Source organism: Actinoallomurus acaciae (assembly GCF_042429965.1).
Lineage (GTDB): Bacteria > Actinomycetota > Actinomycetes > Streptosporangiales > Streptosporangiaceae > Actinoallomurus > Actinoallomurus acaciae.
The window spans coordinates 1-21,254 of the sequence record NZ_JBHLZP010000094.1 but is presented as its reverse complement, the minus strand read 5'-3'; the positions used below and the strand labels follow the sequence as shown (position 1 = coordinate 21,254).

Annotated in this window: 23 protein-coding genes; 11 read left to right on the top strand and 12 right to left on the bottom strand. The window is 70.6% G+C overall.

Going from position 1 to position 21,254, the window contains the following annotated elements; genetic code table 11:
- Positions 1-225 precede the first annotated feature (225 nt).
- Positions 226-711 carry a GbsR/MarR family transcriptional regulator gene (locus ACFFNX_RS15335; protein WP_378201447.1) on the bottom strand — a complete coding sequence of 162 codons (486 nt, stop codon included), beginning with the start codon at positions 709-711 and terminating at the stop codon, positions 226-228.
- An 83-nt stretch (positions 712-794) separates the two neighbouring features.
- Here ACFFNX_RS15335 and ACFFNX_RS15330 point away from each other — a divergent pair, with 83 nt between their 5' ends.
- The gene (locus ACFFNX_RS15330; protein ID WP_378201444.1) at positions 795-1,694 is read left to right on the top strand and encodes an ABC transporter ATP-binding protein; all 900 of its coding nucleotides are present in this window, start codon (positions 795-797) and stop codon (positions 1,692-1,694) included.
- The gene (locus ACFFNX_RS15325; protein WP_378201441.1) at positions 1,691-3,289 is read left to right on the top strand and encodes an ABC transporter permease; all 1,599 of its coding nucleotides are present in this window, start codon (positions 1,691-1,693) and stop codon (positions 3,287-3,289) included. The genes ACFFNX_RS15330 and ACFFNX_RS15325 overlap by 4 nt, the downstream gene beginning before the upstream one ends.
- A 40-nt stretch (positions 3,290-3,329) precedes the next feature.
- Here the strand turns inward: ACFFNX_RS15325 and ACFFNX_RS15320 are convergent, their stop codons facing one another.
- On the bottom strand, positions 3,330-3,785 hold the full coding sequence (locus tag ACFFNX_RS15320) for a MarR family winged helix-turn-helix transcriptional regulator (protein WP_378201438.1): 456 nt from the start codon (positions 3,783-3,785) through the stop codon (positions 3,330-3,332).
- 82 nt (positions 3,786-3,867) lie between these two features.
- Between ACFFNX_RS15320 and ACFFNX_RS15315 the strand changes: the two genes are divergently transcribed.
- Positions 3,868-4,047, top strand: coding sequence for a hypothetical protein (locus tag ACFFNX_RS15315; RefSeq protein ID WP_378201434.1), 180 nt, complete (start codon positions 3,868-3,870; stop codon positions 4,045-4,047).
- An 11-nt stretch (positions 4,048-4,058) separates the two neighbouring features.
- Here the strand turns inward: ACFFNX_RS15315 and ACFFNX_RS15310 are convergent, their stop codons facing one another.
- Complete coding sequence (locus tag ACFFNX_RS15310; protein ID WP_378201431.1) at positions 4,059-5,621, bottom strand: FAD-dependent oxidoreductase; 1,563 nt, start codon at positions 5,619-5,621, stop codon at positions 4,059-4,061.
- A 131-nt stretch (positions 5,622-5,752) separates the two neighbouring features.
- Between ACFFNX_RS15310 and ACFFNX_RS15305 the strand changes: the two genes are divergently transcribed.
- Positions 5,753-6,400 carry a TetR/AcrR family transcriptional regulator gene (locus tag ACFFNX_RS15305; RefSeq protein WP_378201428.1) on the top strand — a complete coding sequence of 216 codons (648 nt, stop codon included), beginning with the start codon at positions 5,753-5,755 and terminating at the stop codon, positions 6,398-6,400.
- A 9-nt stretch (positions 6,401-6,409) separates the two neighbouring features.
- On the opposite strand, the gene ACFFNX_RS15300 is transcribed toward ACFFNX_RS15305, so the two are convergent.
- A complete protein-coding gene (locus tag ACFFNX_RS15300; protein WP_378201425.1) occupies positions 6,410-7,087 on the bottom strand; it encodes an FMN-dependent NADH-azoreductase in 678 nt (225 codons plus the stop codon).
- A 176-nt stretch (positions 7,088-7,263) separates the two neighbouring features.
- On the opposite strand from ACFFNX_RS15300, the gene ACFFNX_RS15295 reads away from it, so the two are divergent.
- Both ACFFNX_RS15295 and ACFFNX_RS15290 read left to right on the top strand, forming a co-directional pair.
- On the top strand, positions 7,264-8,139 hold the full coding sequence (locus tag ACFFNX_RS15295; RefSeq protein WP_378201423.1) for a sigma-70 family RNA polymerase sigma factor: 876 nt from the start codon (positions 7,264-7,266) through the stop codon (positions 8,137-8,139).
- A gap of 125 nt (positions 8,140-8,264) precedes the next feature.
- Complete coding sequence (locus ACFFNX_RS15290; protein WP_378201420.1) at positions 8,265-9,482, top strand: PP2C family protein-serine/threonine phosphatase; 1,218 nt, start codon at positions 8,265-8,267, stop codon at positions 9,480-9,482.
- Between the two features lie 47 nt (positions 9,483-9,529).
- Here the strand turns inward: ACFFNX_RS15290 and ACFFNX_RS15285 are convergent, their stop codons facing one another.
- Positions 9,530-10,063 (bottom strand): TetR/AcrR family transcriptional regulator, encoded by a 534-nt coding sequence (locus ACFFNX_RS15285; RefSeq protein ID WP_378201417.1) that lies wholly within the window; start codon positions 10,061-10,063, stop codon positions 9,530-9,532.
- A 75-nt stretch (positions 10,064-10,138) separates the two neighbouring features.
- Between ACFFNX_RS15285 and ACFFNX_RS15280 the strand changes: the two genes are divergently transcribed.
- Entirely contained in the window at positions 10,139-10,558 is a 420-nt protein-coding gene (locus tag ACFFNX_RS15280) for a hypothetical protein (RefSeq protein ID WP_378201414.1), read from the top strand.
- A gap of 37 nt (positions 10,559-10,595) precedes the next feature.
- Here ACFFNX_RS15280 and ACFFNX_RS15275 read toward each other — a convergent pair whose 3' ends face one another.
- Entirely contained in the window at positions 10,596-12,929 is a 2,334-nt protein-coding gene (locus ACFFNX_RS15275) for an FHA domain-containing protein (RefSeq protein WP_378201411.1), read from the bottom strand.
- A 195-nt stretch (positions 12,930-13,124) separates the two neighbouring features.
- Here ACFFNX_RS15275 and ACFFNX_RS15270 point away from each other — a divergent pair, with 195 nt between their 5' ends.
- From ACFFNX_RS15270 to ACFFNX_RS15260, 3 genes are all read left to right on the top strand, one after another.
- Positions 13,125-13,763, top strand: a complete 639-nt coding sequence (locus tag ACFFNX_RS15270; RefSeq protein WP_378201408.1) for an LmeA family phospholipid-binding protein — start codon at positions 13,125-13,127, stop codon at positions 13,761-13,763.
- 340 nt (positions 13,764-14,103) lie between these two features.
- On the top strand, positions 14,104-15,180 hold the full coding sequence (locus ACFFNX_RS15265) for a cytochrome P450 (protein ID WP_378201405.1): 1,077 nt from the start codon (positions 14,104-14,106) through the stop codon (positions 15,178-15,180).
- A 123-nt stretch (positions 15,181-15,303) separates the two neighbouring features.
- Positions 15,304-16,254, top strand: coding sequence for a hypothetical protein (locus tag ACFFNX_RS15260; RefSeq protein WP_378201402.1), 951 nt, complete (start codon positions 15,304-15,306; stop codon positions 16,252-16,254).
- Between the two features lie 60 nt (positions 16,255-16,314).
- On the opposite strand, the gene ACFFNX_RS15255 is transcribed toward ACFFNX_RS15260, so the two are convergent.
- From ACFFNX_RS15255 to ACFFNX_RS15240, 4 genes are all read right to left on the bottom strand, one after another.
- Complete coding sequence (locus ACFFNX_RS15255; protein ID WP_378201399.1) at positions 16,315-16,872, bottom strand: YkgJ family cysteine cluster protein; 558 nt, start codon at positions 16,870-16,872, stop codon at positions 16,315-16,317.
- Entirely contained in the window at positions 16,869-17,345 is a 477-nt protein-coding gene (locus ACFFNX_RS15250) for a hypothetical protein (RefSeq protein WP_378201396.1), read from the bottom strand. Before ACFFNX_RS15250 ends, ACFFNX_RS15255 begins: the two co-directional genes overlap by 4 nt.
- 207 nt (positions 17,346-17,552) lie before the next feature.
- Positions 17,553-18,254: a Mut7-C RNAse domain-containing protein gene (locus ACFFNX_RS15245; protein ID WP_378201393.1), complete on the bottom strand. Its 702-nt coding sequence runs from the start codon at positions 18,252-18,254 to the stop codon at positions 17,553-17,555.
- A gap of 43 nt (positions 18,255-18,297) precedes the next feature.
- Positions 18,298-18,816, bottom strand: a complete 519-nt coding sequence (locus ACFFNX_RS15240) for a GNAT family N-acetyltransferase (protein WP_378201390.1) — start codon at positions 18,814-18,816, stop codon at positions 18,298-18,300.
- A gap of 46 nt (positions 18,817-18,862) precedes the next feature.
- Here ACFFNX_RS15240 and ACFFNX_RS15235 point away from each other — a divergent pair, with 46 nt between their 5' ends.
- Complete coding sequence (locus tag ACFFNX_RS15235; RefSeq protein ID WP_378201387.1) at positions 18,863-19,441, top strand: helix-turn-helix domain-containing protein; 579 nt, start codon at positions 18,863-18,865, stop codon at positions 19,439-19,441.
- Between the two features lie 288 nt (positions 19,442-19,729).
- Here ACFFNX_RS15235 and ACFFNX_RS15230 read toward each other — a convergent pair whose 3' ends face one another.
- Both ACFFNX_RS15230 and ACFFNX_RS15225 read right to left on the bottom strand, forming a co-directional pair.
- Positions 19,730-20,821 carry an NAD(P)/FAD-dependent oxidoreductase gene (locus ACFFNX_RS15230; RefSeq protein WP_378201384.1) on the bottom strand — a complete coding sequence of 364 codons (1,092 nt, stop codon included), beginning with the start codon at positions 20,819-20,821 and terminating at the stop codon, positions 19,730-19,732.
- 247 nt (positions 20,822-21,068) lie between these two features.
- Positions 21,069-21,254: helix-turn-helix domain-containing protein (locus tag ACFFNX_RS15225; RefSeq protein WP_378201381.1), on the bottom strand; the 186-nt coding region annotated here is incomplete at its 5' end.

The following is a 21,254-nucleotide window of genomic DNA, read 5'->3' as shown; positions in this document are numbered from 1 at the left end:
TGGCCGCGCGCGGCGAGGTCCGAACGGTGGTGTCCCGCCGGGAGCGCCGCGAGCACGGCCGGAAGCTGGACGAACTGGCGGTCTACACCGGCCCGGTGGCCGACGCGCTGCGCAAGGCGGTACGGATGAAGCGCGCCGCCGCCGCGAGCGCGGCGAGCTGACCCCGATCGGGCCGTCGCCGCCGCCTGCGGCCAGATCGGGGTCTGGGACCGGCCCGCGGGGGAGTCAGTCCTCGGCGGGCAGCCGTTCGGCCTTGGCCTTCTGCCATCGTCCGATGAGGTCTTCCAGCTCTTCGGTGATGAACTCGAAGAACGCCAGAGAGGTGGCCATCCGCCGGCCGGCCGGAGTGTCGGCGCCGAGCACCTCGATTCCCTCGCGGGCGCTGCTGCTCCAGCGGCGGAGAATCTCGTCGCGGTTGACGATCGCCTCGTACCAGGAGTCGTTCTCGACCACGAAGACGTCACGCCGCGACCCCGGCTCGCGCTCGCGCCGGATCATGTTGAACTGGATCAGGAAGCGCACCGCGCCGGACACCGCCGCGGGGCTCACCTGGAGAAGCTCGGCGATCTCGGCGGCCGTGAGCCGCCCGGAGTCGGTGCCGTGCAGCACGGCGAAAACACGTGCGGGCATGCGCTGGAACCCGGCGTCGACCAGGGCGGACGCGAACCGCTCTATGAACTGCCGTACCGCCTCGGGATCCCGCTCTGCCACACCCCAACTCCTTAGTAGACGCAACGATCTTATACGTTTTTACTAGCTTCACGAAGTTGTGAAACTAGTGTACCTTCACGAGCATGACAGACGCCATATCCGTATCCGGCCTGGTGAAGAGCTTCGGCCGGACCCGTGCGCTGGACGGGCTGGACCTCACCGTCCAGACGGGAGAGGTGCACGGCTTCCTGGGCCCGAACGGCGCCGGCAAGTCGACCACCATCCGTGTGTTGCTGGGGCTGCTCAGGGCGGACGCCGGCGAAGTGAGCCTGCTCGGCGGTGACCCCTGGCGCGACGTCGCCACGCTGCACCGCCGCATCGCGTACGTCCCCGGTGACGTCACCCTCTGGCCGAACCTGTCGGGCGGAGAGGTGATCGACCTGCTCGGGCGGCTACGCGGCGGGCAGGACGCCAAGCGGAAGGCCGAGCTGCTGGAGCGGTTCGAGCTCGACCCGCGCAAGAAGGGCCGGGCGTACTCCAAGGGGAACCGGCAGAAGGTCGCGCTGATCGCGGCGCTCGCCTCCGACGCCGAGCTGCTCATCTTCGACGAGCCGACCTCCGGGCTGGACCCGCTGATGGAGGAGGTCTTCCAGCGCTGCGTGCAGGAGGAGCGTGACAGCGGCCGTACCGTCCTGCTGTCGAGCCACATCCTGTCCGAGGTCGAGGCGCTGTGCGACCGGGTCAGCATCATCCGCAAGGGCCGTACGGTCGAGTCCGGCTCCCTGGCCGACCTGCGCCACCTCACCCGCACGTCGATCTCGGTCGAGCTGGCCAACCCCCCGAACGGCCTGGCCGACCTGCCCGGAGTGCACAACGCGAAGATCGAGGGCAGGCGTGTGAGCCTGGAGGTCGACACCTCCCGGCTGGACGGCGTGCTCACGCGGCTGACCGAGGCGGGGGTGCGGAGCCTGATCAGCCGGCCGCCGACGCTGGAGGAGCTGTTCCTCCGCCACTACGAGGACGAATCGGCGGCGACCACGTGAACGGGCTCGCGGGCACGGGTCTGCTCATCCGGCTGGCCTTCCGCCGCGACCGCGTCGCGGTGCCCTTCTGGATCTACTTCTTCGCCATCACCGCGATCGGCACGGCCTACAGCAGCCGGGCGGCCTTCAGCACGCTGGCCAAGCGCGTCGACTTCGCCGCGTCGGTGAACAAGAACCCCTCGATGCTGGCGCTGTACGGCCCCGTGCAGGACGCGGCCTCGGTCGGCTCGGTCAGCCTGTGGAAGGTCGGCGGGATCGCCTCCGCCCTCGTCGGCGTGTTCGGCCTCCTCCTCACCGTGCGGCACACGCGTGGCGACGAGGAGTCCGGCCGGCTCGAACTGGTGAGCGCCGGCGTCGTCGGGCGGTACGCCGCGCTCACCGCCGGACTGAGCACGGTGGTGACGGCCAATCTGGTGCTCGCGGTGCTCGTGAGCATCGGCCTTGTCGCGCTGGGTCTGCCCGCCGCCGGGTCGATCGCCTTCGCGCTCGGCTGGTTCGCGGTCGGCCTGATGTTCGTCGCCGTCGCGGCCGTGACCGCGCAGCTCACCACGACCTCCCGTACGGCGAGCGGGCTGGCCATCGCGTTCCTGGGCCTGTGCTACCTGATCCGCGCGGGCGGCGACGTGGGCGGCCACGACGGCCCGACCTGGCTGCTGTGGCTCTCGCCGTTCGGCTGGGTGTCCCACCTGCGGCCGTACGCGGGAGACGACTGGTGGGTGCTCCTCATCCCGGTCGTGTTCTCCGCCGTCTGCGTCGCGGTGGCGTTCACGCTCGTCGGGCGGCGGGACATCGGCGCCGGGCTGCTGCCCGACCGGCTCGGCCCGGCCGAGGCGGGCACCGGCCTGGGCGGTCCGCTCGGGCTCGCCTGGCGGCTCCAGCGCGGCTCGCTGCTGGCCTGGGCCGCCGGTTTCGCCGTGTACGGCGCGGCGATCGGCGGTGTGACGGAGAACGTCCAGGACATGGTCGGGGGCAAGAGCGGACGCGACGTGCTCGAAAAGCTCGGCGGCGGGCAGGGGATGGTCGACGCCTTCACGAACGTGACGATGGGCCTCATGGCGCTGTTCGCCTCGGCGTACGCGGTGCAGGCCGTGCTCCGGCTGCGTTCGGAGGAGACCAGCCACCTCGCCGAACCCATCCTGGCGACGAAGGTCGGCCGGGTCGGCTGGGCGGCGGGCCACATGCTGTTCGCCGTCGTCGGGCCCGCGGTCCTCATGGCCCTCGAAGGCGTCATCGTGGGCCTGGTCCACGGGCTGCGCGCCCACGACCTGAGCGGCCAGTTCCCCCGGATCTTCTGGGCCGCGATCGTGCAACTCCCGGCGGTCTGGGTCCTCGCCGGGATCACGGTGGCGCTGTTCGGCCTCGCGCCGCGGCTCGCCGTGGCGGCGTGGGGAGCGCTCGGGCTGTTCCTGCTGCTCGGCCAGCTCGGCCCGCTGCTGAAGCTCAGCCAGTGGGCGATGGACCTGTCGCCCTACACCCACGTGCCGAAGCTGCCGGGTGCGCCGATGCAGGCGACGCCGGTCGTGTGGCTGGTGGTCGTCGCGGTCCTGCTGACCGCGGCCGGGCTCGTCGGCTTCCGGCGGCGCGACCTGAGCTGAGTGCGGTTCGGACGGGCCGGTCGCGGGTGCGACCGGCCCGTCAGCGTACGGCGTTCCGCGCGGCGGCGATGAGCCGGGTCAGGGCGCCGTGCAGGTCCTCCAGCTCGGTGATCTCCATGCCGAGCCGCGACACGATGGCCGGCGGGATCTTCTCCGCCTCCGCGCGCAGCGCGCGACCCGCGTCGGTCAGCGTGACGGCCAGCACGCGCTCGTCGCCGCTGTCGCGCCCGCGCCGGATGAGACCACTGGCCTCCAGCCGCTTGAGCAGCGGAGACAGCGTGCCCGGGTCGAGCTGGAGCAGTCCGCTGAGCTCCTTCACCGACAGCGGCGACCGCTCCCAGAGCGCGAGCATCACCAGGTACTGCGGGTGGGTCAGGCCCATCGGCTCCAGCAGCGGCCGGTAGACCGCGATGACGTTGCGCGACGCCACCGCCAGCGCGAAGCAGACCTGGCGCTCGAGGGCGAGCGGGTCATCGATGTCGCGAACGTCACTCACGGAGACCTCCGAGTACGGCGGGATGGTCCCTAATATAGTTGGTGTACAAATCATTAGGGTACAAATTCGCTCGGAGGGCTCCATGGCGCGCAGGTCGTTCGAGGAGCGGATCGCCGCACGGCAGGCCGCTCAGGGGCCGCTCAAGGAGGGCCGCGTCTTCGAACACGGCCCGGCGAAGTTCCTGTTCGTGACACTCCTCGTCTTCGTCTTCGTGATCCATGTGGGCGGCCTCATCGTCATGATGGCGATGGGCATGCACTGAGATCGCCCTTTTCAGGTGCGGGCGGGTTCGACGGCACCGAACCACCGCCGCAGGGCGGTCCGGAGTGCCTCCATCTCCGTGTCATCCGGCCGGGGTGACGCGGACGCCCAGGCCACATGGCAGTCCGGCCGAAGGAGCAGGGCGGTGGGCGCGAGGGCCTGGGGGCGCGCGGTGACGACATCGACTCGGTCGTGCCGCAGGGCAAGCTTCTCCGCCAGCGACGCCTCCTCGGTCAGGTCGAGCAGCAGCGGGCGTGCGGTCCTGGTCAGCTCGGCCAGCCGGACCGGCCCGGCCGGGGTGTGCAGTTCCAGGTCCGGGGCGAACCGGCCGACCAGCGGATGCGTCTCGGGCCCGCCCATGTCGTAGCGGACATCGGCGCCTGCGGTGAGTTCGGCGAGGCGCCGCACGGTGCTCCGGTCGCGGAGCAGTTCGGCGAACAGTTGGCGCAGTCCGGTGACGTCACTGCCGGGGGCGATCAGGGCCGACTGCGCCTGCGCGTTCAAGACCATGCGGTGGGCGACCGGCCGCCGCTCCGTCTCGTAACCGTCCAGCAGCGCCGGCGGGGTGTTGCCGCGGAGCACGGCGGCGAGTTTCCAGCCGAGATTGACCGCGTCCTGCAGGCCGAGGTTGAGTCCGGGTCCTCCGCCCGTGGCGGCGTACACGTGGGCGGCATCACCGATCAGGAACACCCGGCCGGCGGAGAACCGTTCGGCGATGCGGGTGTTGCCGCCGGTGAGCCGGCGCAGCACGTACGGCCCTTCGCCGTCGGGCGGGCCGAGTGGCACGTGGGCGCCGAGCACGCGGCGAATGCTCGCCCGCAGCTCGTCGAGGCTCATCGGGGCGTCGGTCTCGGGCCGGTCCCACTCTGTGGTGCTGATCAGCGGAGGGTGGCCGGGCAGCGGTGCGTAGGAGAACCCGCCGTGCTCGGTGCGGTGGGGCAGGAACGGTGCGACGGCGCCGTAGCCGGGCACGTTCAGCGCACCGGTCGCGGGATCGACCCAGTCCGCCGGGACCGTCGCGTGCGCCGAGCGGACGGTCATCCGGTCGTAGGTGATGCCGGGGAATCCGATGCCGGAGAGCTTGCGCGTGGTGCTGTGCGCTCCATCCGCGCCGATGAGGTATCGGGCCCGCAGGTGGTACGCCCCGTCCGGGCCCGTGACGTCGATGGTGACCGCGTCGTCGCCTTGCGACAGGCCGACGAGCTCGTGTCCCGGTCGGATTTCCACGCCCAGTTCGACGGCGCGTTCGTGCAGGACCTGCACCATGCGTCGTTGCGGCACCGGCAGGGCGTAGACGGGGCTGTCCTCCAGCAGGCTCAGGTCCAGGCCCATCGCGCCGAACATGAAGTACCCGGAGTTCGGCCGCGGTGGTTCCGGGTCACCGCTGAGACGTTCGTACAGCCCCCGGCGGTCGACCATTCTCACGACCTGACCGAGCAGTCCGTTCGCCTTCGGTTCCTCGCTCGGCTCCGGCAGCCGCTCCAGCACGATCGGCCGGGCTCCCGCCAGGCTCAGTTCGCAGGCCAGCATCAGCCCGTTCGGACCGCCGCCGGCGATGACGACATCTGTGATCACGGGTTCTCCTCGTTCGCGCGGACAGGGGCGGTCGAGACGGACAGGGGCGGTCGAGATGGGCGCCAGGCTAGGGGAGAAAAATGCGTGCACGCAAGTTTGCGTGCACGCATTCATTTTGGGATGCTGGGATGGTGACGGCAAGACGGACGGGGCTGCGCGAGCAGAAGAAGCAGGCCACCCGGGAGGCATTGCGCGCGGCGGCACTGCGGCTGGCTCTCGAACGCGGACCGGACAACGTGCGCGTCGACGACATCGCCGAGGCCGCCGGCGTCTCAGCGAGGACCTACAACAACTACTTCTCCAGCCGCGAACAGGCGATCGTCGCCGCCGTCACCGCTGAACGAGAGGCGCGGGTCGCGGCGGCCGTGGCCGACCGGCCCGACGGCGTCGGCCTCGCCGACGCCGTCATCGAGGCGATCGTGGATCAGTACACCGCCTCGGGCGAGCCCGGTGGCGACGCGCTGCTGCTGATCACCACCCGACCCACCCTGCGCGACGCGTTCGTCGAGACCGCCACCGTGATCGAACATCCCCTCACCGACGCGATCGCCGAACGCCTCGGCGAGACCGAGCCGCACACCGCTCGCGTGCTCGCGGCGAGCGTGGCCGCCGCGGTTCGCGTCGCGCTCGAACAGTGGCTGCGGACGACCCCCGCGACCGGCGGGCTCGTCGTTCCGTCCGGCTCGCTGCCGGACCTGCTCCGGACCACGCTCGCACCGCTCACACCCGCACTCGACGCCGCCGAGCGGCGAGCACGTGTGGGGCCCTCGCCGTCATGATGGCGATGATCAGGGCCGCTCCGCCAGTTCGGTGACCGCCGTCCGCGCCGCCGCCAGCGACCGCTCCGCCACCGGCTGGAGGTGGGCCAGATCCGGCACGAGGTTCGCCAGGGTCATCTCGGCGTGCACGAACGCCAGGTCCTCCCCGGCCACACCGAGGTTGGTGAAGTAGGTCCGCAGGTAGGGCGTCTGGAAGTCGAACCCCTCGCGCGGAGTGCCCGGCCCGTACGCGCCGCCCCGCGCGGTGACGACGACGACCTTCGTGCCGCGCAGCAGGCTCTCCCCGCTGTCCGGGGCGGCGTACGCTCCCGGGAAGGTCACCCGGTCGATCCACGCCTTGAGCGAGGCCGACACCGAGAAGTTGTACATCGGGCCGCCGACCAGCACGGTGTCCGCCGCCAGCAGCTCATCGATCAGCGGCAGTGTCAGCGCCCACTCGCGTTCCTCCACCGCGCTCTCCACCAGCGACGGGACCTTGGCGGGGGAGACGTAGCCGTGCCGTTCCACCCGTCGGCCCAGTGCGCAGTAGGCCGGGGTGATCAGCGGTACGGGATCGGCGGCCAGGTCCCGGTACCGGTACTCGGCCCCGCCGTGCCGCTCCCGCCAGGTCCGCGCGAACAGCGAACTCAGCCGCCTGCTCACCGAGTCGCCGGAATGGCTGGAGTCCAGGTGCAGCAGGCCGCTCATGAGTCCTCCTTCGCCGGAGGAGCGATCTCGGCGCGCGGCTTGCTTCGCCCGCTCATCGGGCTCCCCCATAGGATGGGATGCGCCGCGTCGCGACATTCTCATAGCGGATCATCAGTGCTTTTCTCCTCTTCTCTTCGGTCACCGCTATGACGACGCCCGACGCGGAAAGGTGACCCATGGAGACTGACGTACGGCTGGCGGAGCGGTTCGACACCGACCGCGGCCATCTGCGGGCGGTCGCGTACCGCATGCTCGGCTCGCTCGACGAGGCCGACGACGCGATTCAGGAGACCTGGCTGCGGGCCTCCCGTACGGACATCGGCGAGATCGCCAACGTGACGGGCTGGCTGACCACGATCATCGGCCGGGTCTGCCTCGACATGCTCCGTACGCGGCGGCGCCGGGGAGAGGAGCTCACGGCCGAGCCGGTCTCGGCGACCCCGTCCGGCGCCGACCCGGAGGAGGAGGCGGTGCTGGCCGAGTCCGTCGGGCTCGCCCTCCTCGTCGTGCTCGACAGGCTCGGGCCCGCGGAACGGGTCGCGTTCGTCCTGCACGACCTGTTCGCCGTGCCGTTCACCGACATCGCCGCGATCCTGGAGCGGACGCAGGTGGCGGCCAAGAAGCTGGCGAGCCGCGCCCGGCAGAGGGTGCACGGCACGCCCGCCGTCCCCGCCGCCGACCTCGAACGGCAACGTGAGGTCGTGGGCGCCTTCCTCGCCGCCTCGCGCGCCGGTGACCTGGAGGCCCTTCTCGCGGTGCTGGCCCCGGACGTCGTACGGCGGACGGACCGCGTGGCGCCGGGCGGCGAGGGCGAGGTGCGGGGAGCGCGGCGGATCGCCGAGGAGACGCGTACGAACACGGCCAGGGCACGCGTCGCCGCCCTGGCGCTGGTGGACGGCGAGGTCGGCCTCGTCGTCGCTCCGCGCGGGCGGCTGCTGCTCATCCTGCGGATCGAGGTCGACGGCGACCGCGTGACGTCCGTCGACGTCATCGGCGACCCGGCGCGGCTGGGAGGATTCCGGATCGCCCTCGCTCAGGGCGCCGGGAGGTAGGGGGAAGGTACCCGGGATCCGCATCGAGGCGGTCCCGCTCCGCCGGGAGCAGGCCATTGCTAACCGGTGTCAAAGGCGCAGGCCAGAGGGTACCGGTACGTATACGCACCACTTACTCTTGTCGGGTGACAACATCTCCGGGCATCGGGCTTCCGGCGGAAGACCGGCTGCGGCAGATTCAGTCGATCACCGACGCGGCACTCTCCCTGATGGCGGGCGAAGACCTGCTGAATGAGCTCCTGGAGCGGGTGCGCGAGATCCTCGAGGTCGACACGGCGGTCGTCCTGCTGCTCGACCCGTCCGGCACGCAGCTCGTCGCGACCGTCGCCCGGGGGCTCGAGGAGGAGGTGCGCCAGAGCGCGGTCGTCCCCGTCGGCCAAGGCTTCGCCGGGCGGGTGGCGGCGGAGCGGACGCCCCTCCAGATCCAGACCGTCGACGCCGCGCACGTGGTCAACCCGCTGCTGGTGCAGCGCGGTCTGCGTTCGCTGCTCGGCGTTCCCCTCATGACCGGAGGCGACCTGCTGGGCGTGCTCCACATCGGCTCGTTCACTCCCCGGCGCTTCACCGACGCCGAGGTCGAGCTGCTGCGACTCGCCGCCGACCGGGCCGCGCAGGCGGCGCAGTCCCTGAGGTCGGGCGCGGAGCGCGCCGCGGCCGGGGCTCTCCAGCGAAGCCTGGTGCCCACCGCCCTTCCCGACATTCCCGGCGTCGAGATGGCGGCGCGCTACCGCCCGGGCATGTCCACGGTCGGCGGAGACTGGTACGACGTGTTCACCCTCCCCTCCGGTGAGCTGGGGGTGGTGATGGGCGATGTCGCCGGGCACGGGCTGAACGCCGCGGTGGTGATGGGCCGCATGCGCAGCGCCCTGCGGGCGTACTCGCTGGACACCGGCGACCCGGCGGCCGTCCTCGACAAGCTCGACCGCAAGATGCAGCACTTCGAACCCGGCGCCATCGCCACGGTGGTGTACGCCGTGTGCCATCCGCGGCTGGAGTGGGCGAAGATCGCCTCGGCCGGCCACTGGCCGCCGGTCCTGGCCGCCCCGGATCACCCCGCCACCACGATCGATCTGCCGCCCGGTGTCCTCATCGGAATCGACTCCGATCCTCACCGCGTGACGACCCCGGTGAAGGTCCCCCCTGGGGGATTGCTGTGCTTCTACACCGACGGGCTCATCGAGCGGCGGGACACCTCGATCGACACGAACATTCGCCGGCTGTGCGAATCGATCGTCCCCGGTCCCCCCGACGCGGTCTGTGCCGCGGTGATGGCGTCCCTCATCGGCCGCGAGATCGTCTCTGACGACGTCGCCCTGCTCACCATGCGTCGGCAACGCCCATGACGCCGGTGATCGGATGGTGCGGGCCTTCGGCGGCCCGCACCATCCGATCACCGGCTGAACGCTTCGATGCCCTTGCGCCAGGCGGTGTCGAGGTCGGCGTCGGGTGGGAAACGCCGGTTCAGCTCCAGCATGACCATGCCGTGCGCGAAGGCCCAGACGGCCCGTGCGCGTCCGTGGTCATCGCCGGTGGCGTCGAGGAGCGGCCTCGCGGCCGCCTCCTCGACGCCGGAAGCCAGCAGGTCGCGGCGCAAAGGCCGCTCGGCCATCAGTCGATAGAGGTTCGGCTGGCGGCGTGCGAAGTCGCGGTACGCGGCGGCGAGGGCGGCGATCGGGGCGTCGGACCGCTGGACGGCCCGCGCGAACAGTTCGGCCTGCTCCTCGAAGCCGACCGAGATCAGCGCCGCCTCCAGCGCCTGCTTGTCGCGGAGGTGCTCATAGATCGAGGAGGCGCGGATCCCGAGCCGGGCGGCGAGGCGGCGCATCGACAGCGCATCGGGGCCCTCTTGTTCGAGGAGCTGCCGCGCGGTCTGCACGATCTCCCGGGCTCGTGGGGTGAGCCGGCTCAGTGCGTGGGAAGCCATCCGTCCCGCCTTTCCAGCATGCCCTAACGGTGTTAGGTTAGCGTCCTAACACCGTTAGGGCGAAGGATGACGTCGATGCCTGCTCATGCCCCATCCACTCACGTCGAGGCCGCGCGGATCCGTGACCGCGTCGCGCGAATCCTGCTCGTCCTCGCCGCCGTCGGCGCCGTCGCCGCGGTGGCCGGTGCGGTGGGCACCGTCGCGGACGCCGGACCGGCGACACGGATGGTCGAGACCTGGCGCATGCTCGGCTTCGGTGTCTTCGCGGGCGTGTTCCTGCTGCTGGGCTACCGACCGCGGCTCTACGCCGGGATCTGGGAGCTCGCCATCCTCAACAAGCTCGGCCTGACCCTGGCCGCCCTGTCCTTCGGCGGCGGGATCGACGGCACCGGCGCGGTGCTGCTCGCCGACGGAGCGGTCACGCTCATCCTGCCGGCCGCCTATGTGCTCAGCCGGGGCTGGACGGCCTGGTCGACCGCGAGGGCCGCGGCGTGAACGTCGGCGACGTGTGCGACGACGGGCCGCTCGCCCGTCAGAGGCGGGCGCGGCGGCCGGGGCGCAGGCGTTCGAGGCGCCACCAGGCGATGGCGAGGAAGGCCGCGCCGAGGCCGGCCAGGACGCCGATGTCCTTCACCCACGCCGCCCGGGTGTGCCGCCACAGCGAGTCGGGCGGCGTGTCGTGCAGCGGCGGCTGCAGGTGGTTCAGGTCGACGGTCGCGGCGGTGGCGGCCATGCCCCAGCGCGACGGTGCGAGCCAGGCCAGCTGTTCGAGGCCGATCTTGCCCGGCAGCGCGACCAGCGCGCCGCACAGGATGACCTGCGCGAGCGATACCAGCACCAGCAGCGGCATGGTCTTCTCGGACGTGCTCACCGCCGCCGAGATGAGCAGGCCCATCGCCATCGACACGATCGCCAGCCCGGCCATCGCGAGGATGAGTTCGAGGAGCGGTGAGGTCACCGCGCCGTGCGCCGGCATCCTGCGGCCCGCCATGCCGATGATGACCAGCAGCACGGACTGGACGCCGGTGATCAGCCCGAGGATGAGGATCTTGGACAGCAGGTAGACGCCCGACGACAGCCCCGCCGCGCGTTCGCGCCGGTAGATGGCGCGCTCCTTGACGAGTTCCCGTACGGCGTTGGCGGCGCCGACGAAGACCGCGCCGATGACCAGCGTCAGCAGCAGCGAGGCGGCGTCGGCGTTCTTGCCCGGCGGCCCGGCCAGGCCGTACTGCGCCGGCACCGCCCGGATCAGCGCGCCGACCACGATCGGCAGGATGCCGAGTACCGCGAGGTAGCTGCGTTCGGAGCCGATGACGGCCAGATAGCGGCGGCACAGCGTGCCGAGCTGGGACGGCCGGCCCTGCCGGCGCGGCGGCTTGGACGGCGGCGACACCTCGCGTCTCCGCCCGCCGAGCCCGCCGTCGAGACCGGACACGACGTACTGGGCGTACATCGGCGAGACCTGGAACTCGGTGGCCCAGTCGCGGTCCGGCTCGCGGTCGAACGCCTGGAAGACCTCCGCCCAGCTCTTCATGCCGAAGAACGTCAGCCCCTCCGACGGCGGCCCGTAGAAGGCGACCCGCCCGCCGGGGACGAGCACGAGCAGCCGGTCGCAGGTGTCGAGGTTGGCGACGCTGTGCGTGACGACGACGATGGTGCGGCCGTCGTGCGCCAGGTCGCGCATCATCTCCATGACGGACTTGTCGAGCCCGGGGTCCAGGCCGGACGTCGGCTCGTCCAGGAACAGCAGCGACGGCTTGGTGAGCAGTTCGAGCGCCACACTCACGCGCTTGCGCTGACCGCCGGACAGCCGGTCGATGCGGGTCTGCGCGTGCGGTGTCAGGCCCAGCTCTCCCAGGACCTCATCCACCCGGCGGTCGCGCTCGGCCCCGCTGGTGTCGCCGGGGAACCGCAGCTCCGCGGCGTACCGCAGCGCCCGCCTCGTGGGGAGCTGGGTGTGCAGGATGTCCTCCTGCGGAACGAGGCCGATGCGGTGCCGCAGCTCCGGGTAGTGCGTGTAGAGGTCGCGGTGGTCGTACTGGACGGTGCCCTCGGTGGCCGGGCGCGTGCCGGTCACCGCGCCGAGCAGGGTGGACTTGCCCGCGCCGCTCGGCCCGATGACGCCGACGAGGCACCGCTCGGGGATCGGGAAGCTGACGTGGTCGAGCAGGACCTTGCCCTTGGCGGTCCGTACGAGGAGATCCTGGGCGATCAGCGAGACATCGCCGGTGTCGTCGAATTCCCGAAATTCGTCGCCGACTAGGCGAAAAGTCGCGCGTCCGATACTGACGATGTCGCTTTCCTTCAACACCGCCGAAGTGACACGCCGTCCATTGACATAGGTGCCGTTGTGGCCGCCCAGATCGACGATTTCGTGCTGCCCTCCGGCGACCTCCCGCAGTTCCGCGTGGTGCCGGGAGACGATCAGATCGGGCAGGACGATGTCGTTGTCGGGCGCGCGGCCGATCCGCAGCCGCCGGGTCCGTACCTGGATGATCGAGGTGGGGTCACGGTCGACGCCGGTCCGCTGGTCCACCGCCGGCGGAACCGAGCAGGCCAGTTGGACACCGCCGCTCGCGTGGCCCAGCAGGAAGAGGATCTCGCCCTCGATGCCCGCGCGCCGGATCCGGCGGCCGCCCACGAACGTGCCGTTGGTGCTGCCCAGGTCCTCGAAGATCCAGCCGTTCTCATCGGTGCGCAACACGCCGTGCCGCCACGACACCCGGGCGTCGTCCACCCGGACGTCGGCGGCCGGATCGCGGCCGACCTGATAGGACCCGCCGGGCTGGAGCGTACGGACCATCCCCGTGGCCCGCACGACGAGCGCCGGCGGGGCCACGGATGAGACGGAGCCCTCGACCGTCATAGCACCGCAGTGTAGATCGAATTACCGCGAACGCATATCTTTCTCTTGGGGCGTATTTTGGCCATTGACGGCAGACCGTCCGTGAAATTAGGTGAATGACATGCCGGCCCGCAGTGCGAGACGTCGATGAGCGCATTCCCGTCGGATGCGACGCGCCCGGACCTTCCCGCGAGGCGGCGGAGGCGCCGGTGGCCCGTGATCCTTCTGATCGTCATTCTGGTGCTGGCCGGCCTCGCCGTCGCCGGCGACCGCGTCGCGGCGGCGTACGCCGAGCGCCGGATCGCCTCGGAGGTGCAGAAAGAGGGGTTCGGCGCCCGCCCCGACGTGACGATCTACGGCTTCCCGTTCCTGACCCAGGTGCTGGACCGTCGCTTCCCCCACGCCCGGATGACCGCCCATGACGTACGGGAGGGCCCGCTGACGATCAGCACCATCGACGGCGACGCCCGCGACGTACGCGTGAACTCGGGCTTCCGCTCGGGCACGATCGGCAGCGTGGACGGCACGGCGACGGTGTCGTTCGGCGACCTGACCAAGGCCGCCGGCGAACCGGACCTGTCCCTGACCGCCGCGGGCCCCGACACCGTCAAGGCGCAGGTGGACCTGGAGGTGGCGACCGCGACCGCGACGGCGAAGGTCACCAAGGTCGGCAACGGCATCCGGGTGCACGCGGTGTCGGTGGAGGGGTTCCCGCTGTCGGACCTGGGCGACGACCTCGACTTCACGGTGCCGGTGACGGGCCTGCCGATGGGGTTGACCTTCAAGAGCCTGAAGGTGTCCTCGAAGGGAATCGTGCTGCGGATCACCGGGTCGCACCTGAAGTTCAGCGACTGAGCGCGCCGTTTCCGGACAGCTCGCCACCGGGAGACGCGCGAACGGAAGTGGCCGCCGGTACGGGTTGACAAGATGTTTTGTGAGGGTAATGGTGTGTTATGGGGGTTTAAGAAACAGTAGGGATGAAGAGTGGCCAAGAAGGCGGTAGAGGCGTGCGCTGACGCCGTCAACATGCGGAGGGCAACGAGTGACCGTAAGCACTCAGTCGACACCATCTCGGCTACGGCACCCTTTCTATTCGGACGACGACGGAATCAACCGGCCCACGTCACCTGACAAGCACCCGAACTACGCCGAATTCGCGTCCTCCGGATCCGGAGTCGTCCCCGTCGTCCGTACCGTGAACGGTCGAGAGATCGAGGCGAAACTCATTTGCCGATACGCCGACGTGAGGGAAGTTCTCAGAAACCCGGTATTTTCGCGGGAGGCGGCCAAGGCGGCGGATGACGTCGATGTCTCGGGAACCATACTGGGCATGGACGGCGAACAGCACGCGCGCGTCCGGGCGATCGTGAACGACTCCTTCACGAAGGCCGCGACAGAGCGCCTGCATGACATCATCAGGGCCAACGCACTCGCCCGGCTCAATGAGATGACACGCCTGAACGGTACGGTCGACCTCGTCGCGGACTACGCGACGCCACTCTCCCTCGGGATCATCTGCGACATGCTCGGTGTTCCCGAGCAGGATCGAATGAACTTCCGCGAATGGGGAAAGGCCTTCTTGGGCACCGCGGACCTCACCCGCGAACAGGCCGCGGAGGCCGCGGTCGCGATGGGCACCTATCTGACCCGGCAACTCATGCTTCGGCGTACTGAGCCGCAGGACGATCTACTGTCGCGGATCGCGGGCGCCGAGTACTCGTATGAGGTTCTCGCCAGCCTCGCGCTCGCCCTCATCGTCGGCGGGTGGGAAACCGCTTCCAGCTCGATCGCTCGTTACGCCTTCGTGCTGCTGACACGTCCGTACGAGGACTACGAATCAGGCTGGAGTCATCTCCTCGACCACGCGGACGAGGTCGACTCGGCGGTCATGGAGCTGGAGCGCCTTTACTCGACGTCGACGGGCGACGACATGCCCCGAGTCGCGACCCGCGATATCACCCTTCCCAGCGGGAACGAGATACGCCAGGGAGAGGTGGTCATACCGTCGCACGATGCGGCGAATCGCGACCCGAGTGTTTTCTCCGAACCAGAGCGCATGGATTTTCGCCGTCATCCCAATCCGCATCTGTCATTCGGGTACGGCGCACATCACTGCATCGGAAGGCACTTGGGCGGGCTGGAGGTCCGGGCCGCGATCCGGCTGCTCTTGGAGAGGCTGCCGACGCTGAGCCTGGCCGTCTCCCCCGACCAGGTGGAATGGAGCGCCGGTCACACCATCACCAGCCCAACGGCGTTGCCTGTCACCTGGTGACGCGGAGCCGTCCCGATTCACGGCGGCGCCCGCGAGGCGTGGCCGAATAGTGACAAAAATATTTACACAACCTACTGATTCAATTCAAGATCACGGTGTCCATTCCCGCCAGAAAGGGACACCGTGTCAATCCTCCGTCGTGTCACCATGGCCGTCGCCGTCAGTCTGGTCGCGTTCGGCGCACTCGTCCCAGGGGCCCATGCGGCCCCATCATCCGCCCGGCCGACGCCGCCGCAGACCCGCTGGGCGGTCAACCATTCCCCGGCCCGAGCCGTCCGCTCGTACTGGAATCCGCAGCGCCTGGCCGCGGCCAGGCCCGCTCCGGTCCCCGCGCGCCCCGGCACCGCGAAGATCGGCGGTTCCCCCGCCGGCACGCCGCGCACGGTCCACGCGAGCCGCCCCGCCGGTACGGGCGAGGTACGGCCCGACGCCAGTGAATGGGTGACGGTCGGGCGCCTGTTCTTCCACAACCCCGAGAACGGCGGCGACTACGTCTGCACCGCCAATGTCGTCACCAGCAACAACCACGATGTGATAGCCACGGCGCGCCATTGCGTCATGGACATCGACACCGGCGCCTGGTACACCAACTTCCAGTTCGCGCCGTCCTACAACAAAGGCAGCGCACCGTACGGCTGGTGGACCTGGCGGTCGGCCGGTGTCCGTATCGACGACACCAGTCCCGGTGGTGACAACGCCTTCATCGTCCTTAACACCGGCGGTAACAGCGGCGCGCACGTCCAGGACGCGGTCGGTGGTTCGGGCATCGGATTCAACTGGGCGACCAACAATTACGCGCACGCGATCGGCATCCCCGCGAGTGTCGATTACGCGGTGTGGTGCGAAGGCACGGCGGTGGACAGCTACAACGGCGGCGTGCACATCCCCAACTGCCAGGGCCTGAGCGGCGGGGCCAGCGGCGGCCCGTTCATCTTCAACTACCAGTCCGACGGGTCGGCCGTGCAGACCGCCACCTTCTTCGGCAGTTGGGGTTCGGGCACCGACGGCAACTCCTACTTCGCCTACTACCGCGACGCCGCCTACAGCGTCTACAACGGCGCTCAGAACGCCTGAGCCGTCGAGAGCACGCCTCAAGCCGCCGGCTCGGGGCGTGCTCAGGCGGGGCCGTTGAAGCTAGGGCGTTTCGACCGGGTAGTCCATCAGCCAGTCGTAAAGCTCCTGGGGCGTCGATTCCCGGTCGGAGGCGTCGACGATCTTGTTCCACGCCTGGATGAGCTGTCGGTGTTCCTCCCGGGCCGATCGGTCCTGGATGAGTTCGCGCCGGCAGGCGGGCAGATCCATCCCGGCGAGGTTCCAGGAGTCGATATCGCAGATCGTCTCCTCGCGGGGCGTCACCACGCCGCGTTGAATGCTCAGCGGAAAGGTGCTGCACACCAGCGGACGGTGGGCGTAGACGCCGCACCGGGCCCTGCCTGCGGCGATCTCCATGAGGAACACGCAGCCGGTGCCCGCCGACGAGCGTTGCAGGTAGAGCTTCTTCGCGGGCCCGCCCGGCCGCAGGCGGAAGCCCTCCTTGTCGGTGTCCAGCAGCCGGATGAAGTCGCTGGGATGCATGGCGGTTCCCTCGGCGAGCACCCGGACGTCCCGGACGGTCACCCCGACCTTGTACTCGCGGCAGCACTTGCCGCCGCAGTCGGCGCAGCCGGCGGCACTGGCACCGCTGCCGTTCATGCCGTCTCCTCTTCGGGCCATCTCGCGCCCGCCTCGCGGACGAACTCTGCCTCCAGCAGGTAGCGCTGGAAGTCTCTGATGTCCGACTCCTCATCGGATGTCACCGCCAGCGCGTTCCACCGCGCCACGACCTCGAACCAGTGGTCGCGGTCGGCCGACCAGGTGCGCAGGGCCTCGGCCAGCGCCTCCTCGTCCAGGTCCGCCGGCTTCCACTCCCGGCAGTCGCAGCCGGGCTCGGTACGTATCGCCGGCGGGCCGTCCTTCGTGTCGGCCGGGAAGACCCGGCATGAGATCGGGGCGAGATCTCCGAGGCCACAGCAGGCGGCGCCGCTGGGAGTACGGATCAAGAAGACGCACCCGTGAGGGGCGTTGGCGAGCTTGAGGGTGACCCGGCGGCGACCTTTGTCGATGATGATCCCGGTGGGGTCGCCGGCGGCGGCGGGCGCGGTCTGCGTGAAGTGCGACGGTTCCATGGCGAGCGTACGGGAGATCCGGACGATGTCGGCCCCAGTGACATACCGGGCACCACGGGCACAGCGGGTCTTCGCCCGGCAGGACTGCCACTGGGCTCGTGCGCTCGTCGACTGATCCGACAGCAATGCCTCGTCCCTTCGCCACGGCGCCGAAGACCGACCCCTTCTTCCGCATACGGACCGGAACGCCCGGTGGTTCAATCGAGTTCAGTGACGGAGGGCGTCGTCGACGATCTCTCTCAGCCGTTCGTGGTGCGCGCCCTTCCAGTAGAGGCGGTCGCAGCTCTGGCAGCGGGCGAACTCGTCGTGGCAGCGCCGGGTGCCGGGTTCGAGGCGGTGCTCGATCTCCTCCTTGGCGACGGGGGTGAGCAGGCCGTTGCAGGCGGTGCAGCGCGTCCAGGGGCGCAGGGGCGGCGCGAACCGGTCGAGAAGGTCGTCGAACTGCTCTCCGGGCCGGCCGCCGCGTACGAAGGCGCCGAACCACAGCTTGCGGCGGCGGAGAATGCCGCGATCCTGGGTGAGCAGGATTCTGCGCTGCTCGTTGGCCATGTCGATGAGGGTGTCGTCGTCGAGGTCGTTGCCGTACGCGGCGTCGACCCCGACGAGCCGCAGCCGCCGGGCGACGGTGCCGAGGTGGACGTCGAGCAGGAACCTGGGCGGCGAGGGCGTGTGCTGCGGCCGTGGGACGGCCCGTACGACGACGTGCTCCCCGTCGACGGGCCGGTGCGACGGATCGACGGGACCGCCCTGGAGCAGGAGCGCGCCGACCTCCGGCAGGGGGACGCCGAGGGCCTCGACCAGGTGTCCCAGCGAAGACGTGCCGTCGACGGCGGTCTCCACCCGCCCGTCCCGGTGCCGGGAGGGCAGGAACAGCCGCAGCTCGTGCGCGAACTCGATCACGATGCCCACGCCTCCATTGTGGTCGCTGCCGCTCCGTGGCGGCCGGTCGCCGTCAGGGGTTCGTGGTCAGGTCCCGTTGCATGAGCATCGTGTCCACCGACCGGCCGTGCTTGTACCCGACTCCGGTCAGCCGGCCCGCGTGGGCGAAGCCGAAACGCCGGTGCAGTGCGGTGGAGGCGCCGTTTCCGGTGTCCGCGATGACCGCGATCAGCTGCCGAATGCCCGCCTGGGCGCATCGGGGCAGCAGCGTGCCGAGCAGCGCTCCGCCCAGCCCCGCGCCGATCCGATCCGGGGCGAGGTAGATCGAGTCCTCCACGGTGTACCGATAGGCCGGCTTGGGGCGCCAGGGGGCGGCGTAGGCGTATCCGGCCACGTCGCCGTCCAGGTCGGCGACCAGGAAGGGCAGGTCCCGGCCGGTGAGGTCGTCGAGTCGTCGCCGCCAGCCGGCGACGGTCGGCGGGACCTGGTCGAAGGTGATCACGGTGTGGGAGACGTAGTGCGCGTAGATCTCGGCCACGGCCGTCAGGTCGGCGGGGACCGCCGGGCGAATGACCGCTTCGGGGACTGCCACAGCAGGCTCATTTCTCTATAGTGAAACTAGTCGCTATTATAGAGGAATGCTGGAGCTCGTGACATTGGGCAGGCGCATTCAGGGGTTGCGGCGCGATCGGAGCCTGACCCTTCAGCAGCTGGCCGAGGCGGCCGACGTGAGCGTGAGCATGCTGTCCTCGGTGGAGCGCGGGCAGAAGGCGCCCACGATCGTGGTCCTGGCCCGCATCGCCGAAGGCCTCGGCGTGCCGCTCGCCGACCTCGTCGCCGAGCCCGACGGCACCCGGATCATCGTGCGCCGCGCCGCCGACCAGGAGCGCGCCGACGAACCCGGGGGATGGCGGCGGACGATCCTCTCGCCGGTGGTGCCCGGCGTGAACTTCGAGTGGATCCGCACGACCCTGCCGCCGGACTGCGACGCCGGCCGGTTCCCGGCGTACGCCCCGGGCTCCCACGAGTACATCGCCGTCGAGTCCGGCACGCTCCGGCTGACCATCGGTGACACGTCCGTCGACCTCGGCGCGGGCGACTCGGCCTACTTCGCCGCCGACGTCACCCACGCTTACGCCAATGAGGGGTCTGTGCCGTGCACTTACCACGTCGCCGCACTCGTCATGCGTCCCCGCACGGCTCGGCGATCCACCTGATGTTCTAGTGAAGTCATCAGCGCCCGCGGCATGCGCGAGTGGACCGAGATCGGCTTCAGCTCGATCTACCACGTGCTGGCCCGGCTCCGCGACCGCGGGCTGATCACCGAGGTCGACACGCCGCGGGCCACGCGGGGAAAGGCCCGCCGGGTGTACGGACCGACGGCTGACCGCCGAGCGACAGTGGACCGACCGGGCGCTGGTCGAGGTGCCCGAGCAGCGGTCATCGCCGTCGACCAAGCTCAAGACCATCTTTCGCCAACCCGTTCGGCCGGGGCGGGTTTGTACCTAGCCGGGGAACGTGAGCACCTCGGCGCCCGGGCGGAAGGGGCTCAGCAGGGCGGACTCCGTGCCGTGCAGTTCGCCGGCGACCAGGTCGGCGAGGAGCGGCGCGAGCGTGATGCCGTCGCGGGTCACCACCGCGTACACGCGGTACGCGTGGTCCACGAAGCCCGCCGCCGTACGGCCGCGGCAGGGGCCCGCGTGCTGGGCGACGCGTATCTGTTCCACGTGTGCGCCATCGGTGCCGGTCAGCAGCTCCGGCAGGCGCGACAGCAGTTCCGCGCCGACCCGGGGAGGCGGCGGCAGCGCCGGGTCGGCGGACGCGTCCAGGTCCGGGGCACGTAGCAGCAGGCGGCCCCCGCCGTCCGGGCGGACGCTCAGGCGGTCCGTCGACAGGACGCGCGACAGCGGGGCCGTCACCGGCGTCGTGCTCGCGAGGAAACCGCCCGTGTGCGCGCCCGGCATGCGCGAGTCGAGCGTCGCGACGTCCAGCAGCATGCCGGTCCAGCGGCCCGCGCAGCTCACCACGTAGTCGGCGGTCCGCACGTCGCCGTCCGCGAGTACGACGTTCGCCCCCGAGCCGTTCGACCGGATCTCCCGTACGGCGACACCCGTCTCGACGTCCGCGCCGCCCGCGCGCGCCTCGGCCAGCAGGCGGCCGAGCAGCCGGGCCGGGAAGACGTGCGCCTCCTCCGGGAACAGCACGTACTCGGTGCCGTCCGGCCGGGGGACCAGGCCCGGCTCCAGCTCGGCGGCGCGTGCCGTGGTGATCCGCTCCACGGCGTAGTCGCGGCCCGCGAGCCAGTCCACCCGCCGGTTCAGCTCCTCCAGGCTCGCTCGCTCCGTCGCCCACTCCAGGTGGCCGGTCGGCACGAACGCGTCGCTGCCCAGCGCGTGGTGGGCGTGGACGGCGGCGTGGGTCAGCGTGTGGTACGACTCCGACTCCGCATGCTTCGCGGAGACCAGGCCGAATGACGTGCCGGTGGTGCCGGCGCCGGCGAAGCGTTCCTCCAGCACCGTGACCCGCGCGCCGCGGCGGGTCAGTCCGGCCGCGACGGCGGCGCCGACGATGCCCGCTCCGATGACCACGACTCGCACGAGGGCTCCTTTCGCTCCCCCGCGTCTCGCGGAGGCCTTGATCGCGACGGTAGCGAAGAGAGCGGGCATGATCACCGATGTTCGGCCTGGTCAGATAGTGTGTCGCGGCTTCGGGCGGGTCCGCGCGGCCCGGCGGGCGAGCGCCGGCACCGGTGCCGAGCGCCGCGGCGACGACCACCGCCGCCGCCGGTCCTCGGCCGAACAGGAGCCGACGGCGCCGGGCGGCCGTCCGTCGTGCTGCCCGGGTTCACCCCGTCCGGAGGCGTGCGAGCCGGTAGCCGCCGGGCGTGATCCCGTAGTAGCGGGTGAACCAGCGGGTGAGGTGGCTCTGGTCGGCGAAGCCGGTACGGGCCGCGACGTCGCTCAGCGGCTCGCCGGCGTCGATCAGCCGCCGGGCCGTCCGCAGCCGCAGTTGCCGCTGGTAGTCGCTCGG